Origin of the sequence: Kitasatospora sp. NPDC059747 (assembly GCF_042732955.1) — a bacterium.
In the GTDB taxonomy this organism is placed as follows: Bacteria; Actinomycetota; Actinomycetes; order Streptomycetales; family Streptomycetaceae; genus Kitasatospora.
This window is the reverse complement of record NZ_JBHWGV010000025.1, coordinates 81,288-96,675: the sequence shown is the minus strand read 5'-3', so window position 1 is coordinate 96,675 and position 15,388 is coordinate 81,288. Positions and strand designations below refer to the sequence as shown.

At 74.8% G+C, this 15,388-nt stretch carries 14 protein-coding genes and 1 pseudogene; 7 read left to right on the top strand and 8 right to left on the bottom strand.

What is annotated here, in order from left to right; genetic code table 11:
- Nucleotides 1-69 precede the first annotated feature (69 nt).
- On the top strand, nt 70-705 hold the full coding sequence (locus tag ACFV4G_RS14070) for a hypothetical protein (protein WP_380439909.1): 636 nt from the start codon (nt 70-72) through the stop codon (nt 703-705).
- Nucleotides 706-812: 107 nt separating this feature from the next.
- On the top strand, nt 813-1,835 hold the full coding sequence (gene galE / locus ACFV4G_RS14065; RefSeq protein ID WP_380439907.1) for a UDP-glucose 4-epimerase GalE: 1,023 nt from the start codon (nt 813-815) through the stop codon (nt 1,833-1,835).
- A gap of 74 nt (nt 1,836-1,909) precedes the next feature.
- Here the strand turns inward: galE and ACFV4G_RS14060 are convergent, their stop codons facing one another.
- A complete protein-coding gene (locus ACFV4G_RS14060) occupies nt 1,910-2,518 on the bottom strand; it encodes a lytic transglycosylase domain-containing protein (protein WP_380439917.1) in 609 nt (202 codons plus the stop codon).
- A gap of 148 nt (nt 2,519-2,666) precedes the next feature.
- Entirely contained in the window at nt 2,667-2,873 is a 207-nt protein-coding gene (locus ACFV4G_RS14055) for an antitoxin (RefSeq protein ID WP_359958508.1), read from the bottom strand.
- Nucleotides 2,874-3,143: 270 nt separating this feature from the next.
- Here ACFV4G_RS14055 and ACFV4G_RS14050 point away from each other — a divergent pair, with 270 nt between their 5' ends.
- From ACFV4G_RS14050 to ACFV4G_RS14040, 3 genes are all read left to right on the top strand, one after another.
- Nucleotides 3,144-3,758, top strand: coding sequence for a DUF6542 domain-containing protein (locus tag ACFV4G_RS14050; protein ID WP_380439902.1), 615 nt, complete (start codon nt 3,144-3,146; stop codon nt 3,756-3,758).
- Entirely contained in the window at nt 3,751-5,343 is a 1,593-nt protein-coding gene (locus tag ACFV4G_RS14045; protein WP_380439900.1) for an LCP family protein, read from the top strand. The genes ACFV4G_RS14050 and ACFV4G_RS14045 overlap by 8 nt, the downstream gene beginning before the upstream one ends.
- 168 nt (nt 5,344-5,511) lie before the next feature.
- Nucleotides 5,512-5,955 carry a winged helix-turn-helix transcriptional regulator gene (locus ACFV4G_RS14040; protein WP_380439898.1) on the top strand — a complete coding sequence of 148 codons (444 nt, stop codon included), beginning with the start codon at nt 5,512-5,514 and terminating at the stop codon, nt 5,953-5,955.
- 49 nt (nt 5,956-6,004) lie between these two features.
- Here ACFV4G_RS14040 and ACFV4G_RS14035 read toward each other — a convergent pair whose 3' ends face one another.
- Nucleotides 6,005-6,193, bottom strand: a complete 189-nt coding sequence (locus ACFV4G_RS14035) for a hypothetical protein (RefSeq protein WP_380439919.1) — start codon at nt 6,191-6,193, stop codon at nt 6,005-6,007.
- A 662-nt stretch (nt 6,194-6,855) separates the two neighbouring features.
- A pseudogene (locus ACFV4G_RS14030) lies at nt 6,856-7,236 on the bottom strand (DUF6777 domain-containing protein); the annotation flags it as partial.
- A 758-nt stretch (nt 7,237-7,994) separates the two neighbouring features.
- Between ACFV4G_RS14030 and ACFV4G_RS14025 the strand changes: the two are divergent.
- Nucleotides 7,995-9,335, top strand: coding sequence for a streptophobe family protein (locus tag ACFV4G_RS14025; RefSeq protein WP_380439896.1), 1,341 nt, complete (start codon nt 7,995-7,997; stop codon nt 9,333-9,335).
- 34 nt (nt 9,336-9,369) lie between these two features.
- Here ACFV4G_RS14025 and ACFV4G_RS14020 read toward each other — a convergent pair whose 3' ends face one another.
- From ACFV4G_RS14020 to ACFV4G_RS14005, 4 genes are all read right to left on the bottom strand, one after another.
- Entirely contained in the window at nt 9,370-9,744 is a 375-nt protein-coding gene (locus tag ACFV4G_RS14020; RefSeq protein ID WP_380439894.1) for a DUF1304 domain-containing protein, read from the bottom strand.
- Nucleotides 9,741-10,763, bottom strand: coding sequence for a serine/threonine-protein kinase (locus tag ACFV4G_RS14015; RefSeq protein WP_380439915.1), 1,023 nt, complete (start codon nt 10,761-10,763; stop codon nt 9,741-9,743). The genes ACFV4G_RS14020 and ACFV4G_RS14015 overlap by 4 nt, the downstream gene beginning before the upstream one ends.
- 41 nt (nt 10,764-10,804) lie before the next feature.
- On the bottom strand, nt 10,805-11,383 hold the full coding sequence (locus tag ACFV4G_RS14010; RefSeq protein ID WP_380439892.1) for a hypothetical protein: 579 nt from the start codon (nt 11,381-11,383) through the stop codon (nt 10,805-10,807).
- Between the two features lie 140 nt (nt 11,384-11,523).
- Nucleotides 11,524-13,896, bottom strand: coding sequence for an FHA domain-containing protein (locus ACFV4G_RS14005; RefSeq protein WP_380439890.1), 2,373 nt, complete (start codon nt 13,894-13,896; stop codon nt 11,524-11,526).
- Nucleotides 13,897-14,029: 133 nt separating this feature from the next.
- Between ACFV4G_RS14005 and ACFV4G_RS14000 the strand changes: the two genes are divergently transcribed.
- Entirely contained in the window at nt 14,030-15,382 is a 1,353-nt protein-coding gene (locus ACFV4G_RS14000) for an acyltransferase (RefSeq protein ID WP_380439888.1), read from the top strand.
- The last annotated feature ends 6 nt before the right edge of the window (nt 15,383-15,388 follow it).

Here is a 15,388-nt window from a genome sequence, read left to right as displayed (position 1 = left end):
CCGGGGGGCGCCCCCCCACCCGCACCCGTTTCCGCCCCGCACGCCCCCACCCCACGAGGAACCCCCGCCATGCGCACCCGAACGCTCCTCGCCGCCCCCGCGCTCGCCGTGACCGCCCTCGGCCTCGCCGCCCTCCCCGCCTCCGCCCACGGCGACACCGTCCACCTGGAGATCCCCGGCCAGCAGAACGGCCACGTGACCACCGTCGCCACCTTCGAGAACGACCGCGACCCGGTCGTCGACGAGTTCGCCGGCACGCTCGCCGCGACCTCCGGCGACGGCCGCTCGGCCGGCCCCTGGGTGCTCGTCCCCGTCCCGGGCCGCCCCGGGACGTACACCACGCGCGAGACGCTGCCCGCCGGGCACTGGAAGGTCACCGTCGACTGCGCCTTCCCGTCGCTCGGGCACGGCGAGCGCGAACTCGACGTCGAGGCGGCCGCGATCACCGACCCGGCCCCGGCGATGACCGGCCCCGCCCCGGCCGGGCCGTCCGTCGCACCGGTCGTCCCGCCGTCCGTCTCACCGGTCGTCAGCAGCGCCGGCCCCACGTCCGCCGCCGCCCCCGAGGCCGCCCACGCCGCCGCGCCGCCGGCCCACGAGACCACGTCGGACACGACCACCTGGGCCGCCATCGCCACCGCCACCGCGGCCGTCGTCCTCGTCGCCGTCGGCTACTGGCTCCGCGCCCGCGCTGCCCGCCGCTGACCCTTGCCGCCACGGTACGTGGTGGAACCGTCCGCTCCGCGCCGCCGTCCCTGGTCTCAGGACCGGCCGCCACCCGGCGGCCGGACGGACGAAAGCGAGCGCGGCCTATGAAGAAGGTCCTCATCACCGGCGGGGCGGGTTACATCGGCAGCACGGTCGCGTCCACGCTGCTCGACCGGGGAGTGACGCCGGTCGTGCTGGACGACCTGTCCAGGGGCCGGGCCGAATTCGTCGAGGACAGGATCTTCTACCAGGGCGACATCGCCGACTCCGAGCTCCTCGACCGGGTCTTCGCCGAACACCCCGACATCGACGCCACCCTGCACTGCGCGGCCCGGATCGTCGTGCCGGAATCGGTGGCCAAGCCGCTCTACTACTACCGCGAGAACGTCGCCAAGACCGTCGAACTCCTCGACTCCCTCCAGCGCCACCACTGCACCCGCGTCGTCTTCAGCAGCTCGGCCTCCATCTACGCGCCCACCCCGGACGGCCGCGTCGACGAGACCTGCGCCGTCGACGCCCAGAGCCCGTACGCGCGCACCAAGCAGATGATGGAACGCATCCTCCAGGACTGGACCCGCGGCGAGGACGCCGAGGACCAGCGCGTCATCACCCTGCGGTACTTCAACCCGATCGGCGCCGACCCGCAGCTGCGCACCGGCCTCCAGGACCTCCACCCCTCGCACGCCCTCGGCAAGCTGATCGAGGCCCACGGCGCCGGCACCCCGTTCACCGTCACCGGCACCGACTGGGCGACCCGCGACGGCTCCGGCATCCGCGACTACATCCACGTCCAGGACGTCGCCGACGCCCACGTGGCGGCCCTCCTGCGCTTCGACGAGGTGATCGCCCCGGGCGCCGCCGAGCGCTACCGCGTCGTCAACGTCGGCACCGGCGAGGGCACCACCGTCCGCGAACTGGTCGCCGCCTTCGAAACCGCCGTCGGCGCCCGCCTCGACGTCCGCGAGGCCGGCCCCCGCCCCGGCGACGTCATCGGCTGCTACGCCGCCATCGACACCGCCGAATCCCTCCTCGGCTGGACCCCGCGCCGCACCATCACCGAAGCCGTCACCGACGCCCTGGCCTGGCGCTCCAAGTGGACCACCCGGCTGACCACCACGACCCCCTGACGGCCGGGACCTGACGGCCACCCCCTGACGGCCGGGACCTGGCGGCCCGGGTCCGGCCGCCCGGGCCCGCCGGGTCACTTCACCGCGTCCGCGGACTTCTGCCAGTTGTCGTGGAGGCGGTCGAGGTAGGACTGCGCCTGCGAGCCCGGTTTGGCGCCGCGGGCGAAGGCGAGCATGTTGGAGGAGCCGGTGTTGTAGCCGAGGGCGAGGAGTTCGTCGCGGGTGTAGGGGCCGGCGGGTTTGGCGGGGAGCTGGTCGGCGAGGTCGCGCAGGTGCCAGGACTCGGCCTGGACGGCCAGGTTGCGGTCGTCGGGGAGCTCCTCCCAGCGGCGGGAGGCGAAGTCGCGGCCCTTCTTGGTGTCGTCGAACGCGGCGCGGTGCATGTTGGCGATGCCGAAGGAGGCGTCGGGCTTGCTGCGCTGCCAGGCGCGTTCGAGGTCGGGGTCGTGCGGCTTGTAGGACTCGTTGTAGAGGATCGCCATCACGAGCTGCGGGTTCACGCCCGCCTGGGCCGCGTACTCGCGGACGGGCTTCGCGTAGTCGGCGGGGTCGTAGTCCCGCAAGGAGGACGGCGCGGGGGGCGAGGAAGGGGCGGACGAGGAGGACTCGGCGGACGAGGAGGAGGCCGACGGGGCGGAGGGTGAGGCGGACGGTGCACCGGGGTGGTCGCCGCCGCGGATCATGCCCCAGCCGACGGCGACCACGAGGCCGACGGCGATCCAGCGTCCCCAGCGCGGTCCGCCCTGTTCTTCGCTCACCGTTGCCGGCCCCTCCCCGTCCGTCCGGAATTCCGTTCGATGTCCGTACTGGTGGACGTGCGTCCGGCAGGTGCTACTCGCCCGGCTTCTGCTCGCCGTCGAGGTTGCGGAGGAAGTCCTTGGCCTTCTCGACGCCGGTGTCGATGTGGCCGCTGTACTTGCCGTCCGTCCGGTCGTCGATGGCGTCGCCGACCTTGTCCAGACCCTGCCCGATCACGTCGCTGTGCTCGCGGGCGAGGTCGGTGGCCTTGTCCGCGAGGTTCTTCAGACTCTCAAACATGGTGACGCTCTGCTCCTCTGATGCGTTCCTGTTGATGTGCCGACGTGGCGGGGGGCATGATCGTTCGGATCATGACCATCCTAGCGACGGCCACCCGGTGGTCCGCCGGTGCGGAGCACGGCGGGTGACTTTGCTGAAATGGGTTTGTATGCTCCAGTCCCGCTTCTACAGCGCTGTAGAAGCGGGAACCGCTGCCTGGACGCTCCGCGTCCCGGCACGCAGAGCGGCGCGCTCGCGCCGCGGCAGCCGAAACGATCGAGGGAAGTGCGCATGGCCGGGCAGCGGGCGAGAACGCCGTACCAGGAGGCCGGGCCGCGCCCCGACGACGCCGCAGTCCCCGCGCAGCGGTCGCGTTCGGCGGGCGCGGCCGAGCCGGCCCCGGCGCCCGGCTCGCGGGGCCAGCGCGCGAACGCCGCCGCGCGGCGCAAGCAGCAGGCGCAGAAGCGCGGGAGCCTCGTGGCGGTCGTGCTGGCGATCGGCCTGCCGCTGGCCGGCGCCGTGGCGGACGAGCTGGGCGGCCCGGGCGTCGGCATCCTCTTCGCCGTCGCCGCCGTCCTCGGCACCGGGCTCGCCGCGCTGCTGTGCAGCCCGGCGGGCCGCTGGTGGGTGGTGACCGGCGCGCCGCTCGTGGTGCTGGTCACGGCCTCCGCCACGGAGTACGTGTTCAACGGTGACCAGTACCAGAACACCAAGCAGCTCGGCACGGGCGCGCTGCGCTGGGTCGTCGGGGCGTTCCCGGTGATGGCGGCGGCGGTGGTGGCGGCGCTCGTGGTGATCGTGGCCAAGGCCGTCGCCGAACGGCGGCGGCCGGAGGGCCGGCAGCCGGAGGCCCGGGCCGGCGGCGGCGGGACATCCGACGGCAACCGGAGGAGTCGACGTGGCTGACCGCAGGACCCCGCGCGGGCGGGCCGCGCGCAGCGGACCGGCGCCGCTGGCGGTCGCGGCCCGCACCATCGCCTGCGCCGTCTCGGTGGCCGTGCTCGGGGCGAGCGGCTTCACGTGGTACGAGTACCGCAGCCTCGACGACGGCATGACCAAGTCCGGCGCGCTCGGCGAGGCCAAGAAGAACGCCCCGCCGCACCTCGACAAGTCGGTGAACCTGCTGCTGATCGGCCTCGACAGCCGCAAGGACATGGACGGCAACGACCTGCCGAAGCAGTTCGTCGAGGACGAGCTGCACGCCGGGTCGAGCGAGATCGGCGGGTACAACACCAACGCGCTGATCGTCCTGCACATCCCGGCCAACGGCGGCAAGGTCACCGCGCTGTCCGTCCCGCGCGACGACTACGTGCAGACGGTCGGCGCGGACGGCAAGATGCACAAGATCAAGGAGGCGTACGGGATCGCGAAGGAGGCCGCCGAGGCGAAGCTCGCCAACAAGGGGCTCTCCAAGGCGGAGCTGGAGCGGCAGAGCCGCGAGGCGGGGCGCTCGGCCACCATCCAGACGGTGCAGAGCTTCCTGGACGTCCCGATCGACCACTTCGCCGAGGTCAACCTGATCGGCTTCTACGACATCGCCAAGGCGGTCGAGCCGATCCAGGTCTGCCTCAACCACCCGGTCGACGACCCGATCATCGCCCGCACCGCGAGCCACGAGGGCGGCGGCACCGGGCTCAAGCTGCCCGCCGGCATCAGCTCGCTGGACGCCGCCCAGGCGCTCTCCTTCGTCCGCCAGCGCCACCACCTCACCAACGGCGACCTCGACCGCACCCACCGCCAGCAGGCGTTCATCTCCTCGGTCGAGTACAAGCTCAAGCAGCAGGGCATCCTCAACGACTTCGGCCAGATGCAGAAGCTCTTCGGGGTGGTGAAGAAGGACGTCGTCATCGACAACGAGTGGAACATCCTCGACTTCGCCCAGCAGGCGCCCAACCTCACCGGCGGCAACGTCGAGTTCAACACCCTGCCGATCACCGGATTCAAGACGGTCGGCGGCCAGGAGGTCAACACCGTCAACCCGGACCTGATCAAGAAGATCACCCGGCAGCTCTTCAGCCGCGACCCGGCGCCCGTCCAGGCCGCGCCCGATCCCGGGGACGCCGCCGCCGCGAGCGCCGCGCCCACGACGGCCGCGGCGACGCCCGCCAAGGACAAGGCGACCGTGGACGTGCTCGCGGTGACGGCCGCCGGGCCCGGCGCGGCGGCCAACGAGTCCAAGGCGCTCACCGAACTCGGCTACCCGGCGGGCAAGGTGGGCGACGCGGCGGTCAAGACGAAGACCACCACGGTCACCTACGGCACCGGCGCCAAGGCCGACGCCCAGGCGATCGCGGCCCGCTACGGCGTCACCGCGACGGCGGCCTCGGGCGTGCCCGCGGGGCACGTCGTGGTCACGCTGGGCAGCGCCCGTGCCGCCACGCCGAGCGCCGCGCCGTCCGCCGCTCCCTCCGGCGATCAGGGCGACCCGGCGGCCGGCCTCCCGATGCAGGGACCGGCGGTCAAGGCGGGCGGGATCCCCTGCGTCGACTGAGGGCCGGCGGGTCATGAGTGCCCACGGGTTCTGAGGGCCGGCGGGTTCGCGGGGCGGTGGCCGGAGTCCGTGGCCGCCGTCCCGCGGCCTGCCCCGGAACGCCCGCCGGGTTCGATGGCAACCGATACCCTGAGTGACCGGAACGACCGAGGAGGAGAGGCGGCGGACGTGCCGAAGCGCATCACGCACGAGGAGTCGGCCTGTCCGGTCGCCCGTCCGCTCGACGTCGTCGGCGACGGCTGGACGCTGCTGATCGTCCGCGACGCCTTCGACGGGCTGCGGCGCTTCGGGCAGTTCCAGAAGAACCTCGGCCTCGCGAAGAACGTCCTGTCGGCGCGCCTCGCCAGCCTCGTCGCGAACGGCGTCTTCGAGCTCGCGCCCGCCGCCGACGGCGGCCCGTACCAGGAGTACCTGCTCACCGAGAAGGGCCGCGCGCTGTTCCCGGTGGTCACGGCGCTGCGGCAGTGGGGCGACCAGTGGTTCTTCGGGGCCGACGAGCCCCGCGCGCGCCTGGTCGAGCGGGCGTCCGGCGCGCCGGTCGCGCCGGTGGAGGTGCGGGCGGCGGACGGGCGGGTGCTCGGGCCGGACGACACCCGGGTGCTGCTGCCCTGACGCGTGCCGCTGCCACCGGCGGGCCGAACGGCCGGTGGCAGCGGGGGAGTCACGCGATCAGGGGGTCGGGGCCGAGGTCGTTGCGCAGGCCGGCAGCGTGGCCGGGGCGGTGGTCGCGCACGTCGCCGTCGGGGTGTGGACCGTCGGCGTGTGCGTGGGAGTCGTCGACGTCGTGGTGCCGGCGGATGTGGTGCCCGCGGACGTCGTCTTGAGGGACGCGGTCGCCGTGGGCGGGCACGTCGGCAGCGTGCCGGGTGTGGCGGCCGGGGGGGGCGGGGGCGGGGACGGCGGGCGGGCAGGGGGGGGGGGGGGGGGGGGCCGCCCGGGGGGCGGGCCGGGGGGCCGGGGGGGGGGTGGGCCGGCCGGCCGGCACGTGGCCGTCGACGTCGGCGTGCCGGGGGAGGTGGTGGTCGCCGTCGCCTTCGTTTCGGACGGGCTGCCCGAGGAGGACGACGGCCCGCCCGACGAGGTGGTCGAGCCGGAGGTCGTGGACCCGGAGGTCGTGGAGCCCGACGTGGTCGAGCCGGACGTCGTGGACCCGGACGTCGTGGAGCCGGAGGTGGTCGAGCCCGACGTCGTGGAGCCGGAGGTGGTCGAACCCGACGTGGTGGAGCCGGACGTCGTGGAGCCGGACGTCGTGGAGCCGGACGTCGTCGAACCCGAGGTCGTGGAGCCCGAGGTCGTCGAACCCGAGGTCGTCGAACCCGACGTCGTGGTCCCCGAGGCCGATGTCGAGGCCGTCCCCGACGGCGTGCCCGGCCGCCACGGCGTGGGCGGCGGGATCCACGGCACCAGCGGCTCCCTCGGCGGCCCCACGGGCCGGTCGATCACTTCGAGCCGTCCGGTCACACGGGAGAACCAGCCGCCCGTCTGGATGTTGACCAGGATGATCTCGGTCACCGGCTGCGGCGCCGGCACGACGATGATCAGCGTGGTCGGCTCGAAGCCCTGCCACGGCCTGCCGATGTACTTGGCGTTGGCCACCAGTACCGGCGCCTTCAGCGGATTGCCGCACGAGCAGCGCACCCGGGGCACGCCCTGCGCGTCCACCAGGACGGCGGTGCCGGCCTGGAGCGCGGACTGGTACTCCGTCACCACGCCGCTCTTGTAGTTGTGGTTGGTCACCCGGGTGTCCACGCGCAGGTACGCCGAGGTGAGCGAGCGCAGGTAGGACGGGATCGCGCCCTGGTCGATGCCCGCGGCCGACGCCCAGGCCCGGCCGACGTCGCCGGTCGAGACCATCGCGATCAGCCGCTCGGTGTCGCAGCTCGGCTTGGACATCGTCCCGCCGTAGACCCCGCTCGACGTCCCCTGCACGCTGTGGAGGGCGGCCGGCGAGGCGCTGTGGCCGGGCTGCTGCGCGGGGGAGGTCACCGGGGCGGGGGCCGGGGCGCTCACCGGGGTGGTTTCCACCGATTGGGTGAACGGGTCGGGGCCCGAGTCGGCCGGCGCCTGCAGCGCGACCTCGTTGGCGGTCGGCACCATCTCGTTCTTGCTGCCGCCGCTCTGGTTGTTCACGACCAGCACGGTGGCCACCACGGCCGCCGCCAGCACCCCCGCGCCCACCGCGATGCCGCGTCCGGAGCGCCACCACGGACGGCGGGGCCCGCGCCCTGGGCCGCCGGTGGGCGGTCCGGACTGTCCCGGCGGCCCGGAGGGCGGTGGCGGGACGGAGGGCGGGCCGGCCGCGCCGCCGCCCGAGAGCGGGCCGGACGGGGGGCCGACGGGCGGGCCGGAGGGAGGGGGTTGGGAACTCATGGCGGCTCCGTTTCGTAGGCGGCCGGCGCAGAGGGCCGGCGGGGAACGCTTCTGCCGCTGGGTTCCATTTCTCCCCCCGTGCCCCGGATGTCGCAACAGCGGGCACGCGCACCGTCGCCGCGCGTGCCGACGCCGCTTCGGCCAGGCTGGAAGCCGTCCGGCAGGCCCGGGACCGTCCGGCGCACCGGAAGTCGTCCGGCACACCCGGACCGTCCGCCAGGCCGGAAGCCGTCCGGCACACCGGAACCCGTCCGGCACCCGCAGGAACAGCAGGAGGCGACATGCAGCAGGCCGCGACCGCCCCCGCCGGAGCGCCCGGCGCCGTGCGCGGGTGGCTGGACGCGCTCGCCGTCGTCGTGGCCGGGCTCGCCGCGATGGCGGCGGTGGCCGCGCTCGGCCTCTGGCTGGCCGGCGCGGACGACCTCCCGGGCGGCGGGTTCCCGTCGGTGCTCGCCGCCACGGTGGCGCTGGCCGTCGGCGGGTCCGTCCAACTGGACGGCGGGGCCGGTCAGTTCGCCGCCGTGGACGCCGGGATCAGCGCGATGCCGCTGTCCGTCGGGCTGGCCGGCGCGGTGGTGATGGCCGAGGTGTTCCTGCGTCAACTGCGCTTCCGCGCGGTGACCGGCGGCACCGAGTTGCTCGGCCGGATCGTGCGGACGGTGGTGCTCTGGCTGCTCGCCCTGGTCCTGCTCACCCTCGGCGCCTCGCACACCTTCACCGTCCCGCTCGGCGGCGGCATCGAGCAGGCCATCGGCAACGCGCTCGGCCTGACCCCCGAGGTGGGCTTCCACGCGGACGGGCCGACCACCGTCGGGATCGGGCTGGCGTGGCTGCTCGTGGTGCTCGCGGGCACGTTCGCGGTGTCCCGGCGGGCGCCGCTGCCGCGCGCGCTGCTGCCGTACCAACAGGCCGTGCGCCCGGCCGCGTTCGCGCTCTGGACGGTGTTGCTCGGGTACGTCGCGATCGGCGTGGTGGCGGGCGTGGTGACGGCGCTCGCGCACGGCAACGGGCGGCAGACGATGGCGGTCGTGCTGCTCGCCCTGCCGAACCTCGGGTGGCTGGCGTTCGGCGTCGGGCTCGGCGCCGAGTGGCACGGCCGGCTCTCCGGGGCCCTCGGCCTGCCGGTGCCCAAGCCGCTCGCCGACGTGCTGCGCGCACCGGAGGGCCACGAGGCGACGGTGAGCCTCGGCACCCTCGCCGACCAGGACGCGCGCAGCTGGTGGCTGCTGCCGATCGCCGCCGTCCTGCTGCTCGCGGCCGGCTTCCTCGCGGCCTACCGCTCGCCGAGGACCGTCCCGCTGTGGCAGCACGCCGTCCGGCTGGCGCTGGCCACGGCCGTGGCGGTCGCCCTGATCGGGGCGTGGACCCGGGTGGACGCCGACTACGGGCTGTCCGTGCTCGGCGTCGGCGTGGGGGAGAGCGGGCTCGGCGGCCTCCTGGGCTCCGTCCTCGGCAGTGCGGGCGGCCCCCTGGCCGGGCTCGGCAACGGCAGCCTCACGCTCCACCCGTACCTGTGGACGGCCGTGCCCCTGGCGGCCGGCTGGGGACTGCTGGCCGGTGCTCTCGGCGCGCTGCTCGCGGCGCGCGTCGGACGCCGGGGCGAGGTGCCGGAAGAGGGCTGACGCGTGTGACCGGTCGGGGCCTCAGATCGGGGCCTCAGAACGCCTCGGCCAGCAGGACCACCACCGGCGGCAGCGCCTGGGCGAGGGCGCCGCGCCAGACCTTGGGTTCCGAGACGAACAGGATGACCCCGCCGGCGATCATGAAGGTGCTGACGTAGGTGATCATCGCCCGACCGGCGGTGTCGTGCCGGGTGTGCAGCAGGACCAGCCCCGCGACCAGGCCCAGCGCGAGGAACAGGTTGTAGAAGCCGACGTTGAAGCGCCACACCCGCACCTCCGGGGCGTCCGCCGTGCTGCCGGTGAGCAGGAAGCGCACGCGCGGGTGCCCGTAGAGGAAGCTCTCCAGCGGCCACGCGATGATGTGGACGGCGGCGGCGAGCATGGCGAAGACCTGGCTGACGGTGTTCATGGGGCGTACCGCTCCTCTCCGCCGCGCGGCGGCGGGTGGACGACCGGCGCGGCCCACGCGGGCGGCTCGGGCACGGAGGAGACCGCGGCGACCGCCGGGACCACCTGGGTCGGCGGTCCGCCGCCCGTCCAGGCGGCGGGCGCGGCGACGGAGGCCACCGCCGCGCGCAGCTCGGCGACGAACTGCAGGCAGGTCGCGTACCGGTCCTCGGGCGCCTTGGCGAGCGCCCGGGCGACCACGGCGTCGACGGCCTCGGGCAGGTCGGGGCGGTGCTCGCGCACGCGGGGCGGCGGGTCGTTGAGGTGCGCCCAGAGCAGCGCGAGGTCGCTCTCGCGGCGGAACGGCGGCGCGCCGGCCAGCATCTCGAACACCACGCAGCCGAGGCCGTACTGGTCGCAGCGCCCGTCCAGCGGGCGGCCGGAGATCTGCTCGGGCGCCGCGTAGTCGAGCGTCCCGACGATCTGGCCGACGCTGGTCAGCCCGCTGAGCGACAGGGACTTCTTGGTGAGCCCGAAGTCGGCGAGGTACAGGTGCTCGGGGTGCTCGCTGTCGGTGCCGGCGGCGACCAGCACGTTGCCGGGCTTGACGTCCCGGTGGACCAGGTCGTGGTCGTGCGCGGCGTCCAGGGCGGAGGCGATCTGCAGGGCCAGCCGGGCGGCCCGGTCGACCGGGAAGGGCCTGCTGCGGCCCATCAGGGCGCGCAGGTCGCCGCCGTCGACGTAGCGCATCGCGATGAACAGGATGCCCTCGTGCTCCCCGGCCTCGAAGATCGGCACGATGTGCGGGTGGTCGATCGCGGCGGCGGCCTCGGACTCGTGCATGAACCGCTGCCGGAACACCTCGTTGCGGGCCAGCTCGGGGGCCAGGAGCTTGACGGCGACGGTCCGGCCGAGCCGCAGGTCCTTCGCGCGGTAGACGACGGCCATGCCGCCGCGCCCGACCTCGCCCTCCAGGCGGTAGCCGGCGACCTCGCGCCCGACCATCCCGGCGGGCAGGCCGGCGGCGTCGGCGGGCCCCATCGGGCTCTCGGGCGGCGGGCCGGTGCCCGGTCCGGACGGGATCACGGTTCGGCCGCCCGGGTGCGGGCGTAGTCGTCGGGCTCCGCGGGGGCAGGGGAGGCGGGTTCTGCGGGGGCGGGGGAGGCGGGCTCCGGCTCGACCCGGTCGGTGGCCGCGTACGTCTGGAGCTGGAGCCCGTCGCAGTAGCACCAGCGGTCGTGCACCGGGTCGAACACCCACAGCGCCTCGCCGTCGACGACCAGGCCGACGCGCAGGCCGCGCGTCTGCTCCCGGAAGGACTCCAGGTCCAGGGCGCCGGCCGCCAGCCGCTCCAGCAGCGCCCGGTGGCGCTCCAGGGCGGCCGCCGCGTCGGCGAGGGCCGGGCGCGGGTCGGCGGTGCGGGCGGGCGCCCCGCCGGCGACCGGCGGGGCGTCCGGGAGGGTGATCAGCAGGCGGGCGTCGACCCAGGCGGTCCAGCCGTTGGAGCACAGCACGCGGGCCCAGTCGCCCTGCCGGGCGACGAGCCGCACGGGGAGCAGCTCGTCCAGCCGGGCCGACGGCCGGGCCGGGTCGGGGGCCGCCCAGGTGGCCATCCCGCCGGGCGGGGCGATGTGGGTGGGGCGGAACGCGAACTCGTCCATGCGCGGCACATTTCCTCCGCCGCGCGGGCCGGCGCCCGGGGGTCGGGCCCCGGGGCGGGGGCTGCGTGCGGCACTCGCACCACAGGTCGGTTCCCACTCTACCGGCGGCGGGCCGGGGCTTCCCGGCGCGGCGGCGCCAGCTACTTCCGCATGACGGCGGGCTCGTGGCGGCGCAGCAGGGCCAGGACGAGCAGGCCGTACGTCACCGAGAGCGCGGCCAGCGCGGCCATGCCGAGGAGCCAGCCGCGGCGCTCGTGGCGGAAGAGCGGGTCGGCGGTGAGGACGGTCGGGAAGGACAGGTTGCGCAGGTCGACGGTGCGGGCCATGGCGGACAGGCCCCACCGGGACGGCACGAGCCAGGACGCCTGTTCCAGGCCGGGCACGCCGTGCAGCTTGAGCATCAGGCCGGTGAAGACGATCTGGACCACCGAGACGAGCACGAGCAGCGGCATGGTGGCCTCCTCCTGGGCCACCAGCGCCGAGACCAGCAGCCCGAGCATCATCGCGGAGAACGCGAGCACGGCCACCGCGACGATCAGTTCGGGCAGTTGCGGCATCACGACGCCGGTGGTCACCGCGGGCGGTGCGCCCGGCGGCAGCTCGGGCTCGATCCTCACCCCGGCGATGCCGACCACGGTCAGCAGCGCGGCCTGACCGACCGTGACCGCGCCGAGGACCACGACCTTCGAGACCACGTACGCCGACCGGGACAGTCCGACCACGCGTTCCCGCCGGTAGATCGCGCGCTCCTTGACCAGCTCGCGCACCGAGTTCGCGGACCCGGTCAGCAGGGCGCCGAGGCAGAGCGTGATCAGGCAGTTGATCGCGTTCTCCTGGGAGATCCGGGTGCCCGCGATCGCCCGGCACATGCCGCCGATGACGAAGGGCAGCACGACCATGATGGTGAGGAAGAGCCGGTCGGCGGCGAGCACCGCCGTGTAGCGGCGCACGAGGGTGCCGAGCTGGGCGAACCAGCCCTGGGGCTTCTCCCGGCCGATGGCGGGAGAAGCCGGGGCGGCGGGTCCCCTGGGGACGGCCGCGGCGGCCTCGGCGGCGATGTACCGGTGGTACTGCGGCGAGGCGCGGAAGCGCTGCTGCCAGACGCCCCGGTCGTCGCTCTCGAACGCCTCGAACGCCTCCGGCCACTCGTCGAAGCCGAAGAACGCCAGCGCCTCCTGCGGCGGCCCGTAGTAGGCCGTCCGGCCGCCGGGGGCGAGCACCAGCAGGCGGTCGCACACGCTCAGGCTCAGCACGCTGTGCGTCACCACGACCACCGTGCGGCCGTCGTCGGCCAGCCCGCGCAGCATGTGCATCACCGAGCGTTCCATGCCCGGGTCCAGGCCGGAGGTCGGCTCGTCGAGGAAGAGCAGGGAGGGCTTGGTCAGCAGCTCCAGGGCCACGCTGACCCGCTTGCGCTGGCCGCCGGAGAGGCTCGCGATGACCTGGTCGGCCCGCTCGTCCAGGCCGAGCTCGTGGATCACCTCGGTGACCCGCGCCTCGCGCTCGTGCGGGTCGGTGTCGCCGGGGAAGCGCAGCTCGGCGGCGTAGGACAGGGCGCGGCGCACGGTGAGCTGGGTGTGCAGGATGTCGTCCTGCGGCACGAGGCCGATCCGGCGGCGCAGTTCGGCGTAGTCGCGGTAGAGGTCGCGTCCGTCGTACAGGACGGTGCCCTCGTCGGCGGGGCGCAGCCCGGTGAGGGCGTTGAGCAGCGTGGACTTGCCCGCGCCGCTCGGGCCGGCGACCGCGAGCAGCGCCTTCTCGGGGAGCGGGAAGCCGACGCGGTCGAGCAGCACCCGGTGGTCGGGGCCGACGCGGACGACGAGGTCCTGCACGTCGAGGGAGATCTCGCCGGTGTCGGTGTACTCGACGAGGTGGCCGTCGGACAGGCACAGCGCGGAGTGGCCGATGCCGATGATGTCGGCCGGGCCGACGGGCGCGCGCCGGACCGGGCTGCCGTTGAGGTAGGTGCCGTTGTGGCTGTCGAGGTCGACGATCTCGTGTCCGCCGCCGGGCAGTTCGCGCAGTTCGGCGTGGTGGCGGGAGACCACGAGGTCGTCCAGGACGAGGTCGTTGTCCGGCGAGCGGCCGATCCGCACGGCCCGGGCGGGCAGCGGCAGTACGGCGCTGGGGCTGCGGAAGGTGCCGGAGGACTGCGGGGCGACCAGGGACGGGCGTTCGCCGGGCGCGGGCCGGGGGAGGCCGGCGAAGGTCGCGGACGGGCCGTCGGCGGGGTTGCCGAAGCGCACCCGGGTGCCGGGACCGACGTCCTCGGCGCTGATCCGGCGCCCGTCGTCGTAGGTGCCGTTGGTGCTGCCGACGTCCTCCAGCTCCCAGTGGTCGCCGATGGCGTGCAGGACGGCGTGGTGCCACGAGACGCGGGGGTCGTCCAGGACGATCTCGCTCGTCGGGTCGCGGCCGACGTGGTAGGACCGGCCCGGATCGATCAGCTGCGAGTCGGTGTCGGTGACCACCATCAGGGGCGGTGCCACGGGTGCGGCCAGGCGCTCTCCCATGGTCGGCATTGTATCGCCGGGGGTGTCCGGGGGCGCGTTTTCACCCGGTGATTGGACTGGACCACTGGATCCGCGCGCCACTATCGTTCGGCGTGCCCGCACGCCATCCGCCGACCACCCGGGGACGGAACGCATGAACGCCTGGCCGGAGTTGCGCCGTTCCCGGATCGTGCGAGCGGGCCGCGCGCCCGGCACCGTCCTGCGCTGCGGACTGATGGACACCATGCTGGCCGACCTCGCCGTCTCGGTCGTGCTCTTCTTCGACCGGCCGCTCGACGACGAGCGGCTCGCCGCCGGCCTCGCCCGCGCCCTCGACCGGGTCCCGGTCTTCGCCGGGCGGCTGCGCACCACCGCCGGCGGCGCCCTGGAGGCCGTCTGCGACGACGCCGGCGTGCCCTTCGACGTGCACGCCGTGGACGGCACGCTCGCCGAGACGATGGGCCGCGTCGCCGCCGCCGGCGCCGAACTGGTCGACCCGGTGGACGCCCCGGCCGCGCGCACCGGCGGCGGGCCGCTGTTCACCGTCCGCGTCACCCGCACCGCGGACGGCGGCACCGTGCTCGGCTGCTCCTGGCACCACGCCGTCGGGGACCTGCAGAGCTTCATGCTGCTGATGCGCGCATGGTCGGCGGCGGTCGAGGGCGAGCCGCTGCCGGAGGCCGAACTCGTCGCCGACCAGGACGCGCTGCTCGACGAGGTGCTCCCCGCCGAGGACTGCGGACGGCCCGGCTTCCGGCTGCCCGACCCGGCCGAGGCCGCGTTCCTGGCCCGCGAGGTGGCGGCCGGGCCGCGCGCCAACCGGACCGTCCAGATCTACTTCGGAGACGCCGAGATCGAGCGGATGCGCGCCGACTTCGGCGCGGCGGCCGGACGGCGGCTCTCCGCCGGGGACGTCCTCTGCGCCCATGTCGTGTGCACCGTCCGAGAGTTGGACGGCGACGAAGCCGAACGAATGCTCACCGTCCCGGTCAACGCCCGCCGCTGGCTCGGCCTCTCGCCCGCTCACGTCGGCAATCTGCTGAGCGACCTGCACCTCACGCACTCCGCGAAGGACGGGCCCGCGGCGCTCGCCGCCGCCCTGCGCACGGCCGTGGCCGACTTCCCGGCCGAGCACCTCAACCTGCGGGCCAACCTGCGCTTCCTGGCGGCCGTCGGCCGCGACCGGCTGGGCGACTGCGTCCCGGTCGGCTTCGACCCGGCGGCCCGCCGCTTCAGCTTCTCCAACTGGAGCCGCTTCGGCGCGTACGACGTCCGCTTCCAGGGCGAGCGGCCGGTGTACTTCAGCCCGGCCGCCAACTACCCGCTGCCGTGGGTCTGCTGGACGGTCGAGGGCTTCCGCGGCACCGGCCTCCTGGCCACCGTCGTGCTGCCCGCCCGGCTCGCCGCCCGCCTGCGCGGGGCCGAGGGCCGGGCGGCGCTGCACCGCTTCCGCGACCCGGCCGACGAACTGCCCCCGCCGGCCGCGGCCGTACCCCGAGTGATCTGACGATCC

What these genes read in the sequence shown, in the direction of transcription:
- galE (WP_380439907.1), top strand. Translation starts at nt 813, where the DNA reads ATGAAGAAGGTCCTCATCACCGGCGGGGCGGGTTACATCGGCAGCACG.
- ACFV4G_RS14005 (WP_380439890.1), bottom strand. Translation starts at nt 13,896, where the DNA reads ATGGGAGAGCGCCTGGCCGCACCCGTGGCACCGCCCCTGATGGTGGTC.
- ACFV4G_RS14015 (WP_380439915.1), bottom strand. Translation starts at nt 10,763, where the DNA reads ATGGGGCCCGCCGACGCCGCCGGCCTGCCCGCCGGGATGGTCGGGCGC.
- ACFV4G_RS14055 (WP_359958508.1), bottom strand. Translation starts at nt 2,873, where the DNA reads ATGTTTGAGAGTCTGAAGAACCTCGCGGACAAGGCCACCGACCTCGCC.
- ACFV4G_RS14025 (WP_380439896.1), top strand. Translation starts at nt 7,995, where the DNA reads ATGCAGCAGGCCGCGACCGCCCCCGCCGGAGCGCCCGGCGCCGTGCGC.
- ACFV4G_RS14060 (WP_380439917.1), bottom strand. Translation starts at nt 2,518, where the DNA reads ATGATCCGCGGCGGCGACCACCCCGGTGCACCGTCCGCCTCACCCTCC.
- ACFV4G_RS14010 (WP_380439892.1), bottom strand. Translation starts at nt 11,383, where the DNA reads ATGGACGAGTTCGCGTTCCGCCCCACCCACATCGCCCCGCCCGGCGGG.
- ACFV4G_RS14050 (WP_380439902.1), top strand. Translation starts at nt 3,144, where the DNA reads ATGGCCGGGCAGCGGGCGAGAACGCCGTACCAGGAGGCCGGGCCGCGC.
- ACFV4G_RS14000 (WP_380439888.1), top strand. Translation starts at nt 14,030, where the DNA reads ATGAACGCCTGGCCGGAGTTGCGCCGTTCCCGGATCGTGCGAGCGGGC.
- ACFV4G_RS14020 (WP_380439894.1), bottom strand. Translation starts at nt 9,744, where the DNA reads ATGAACACCGTCAGCCAGGTCTTCGCCATGCTCGCCGCCGCCGTCCAC.
- ACFV4G_RS14070 (WP_380439909.1), top strand. Translation starts at nt 70, where the DNA reads ATGCGCACCCGAACGCTCCTCGCCGCCCCCGCGCTCGCCGTGACCGCC.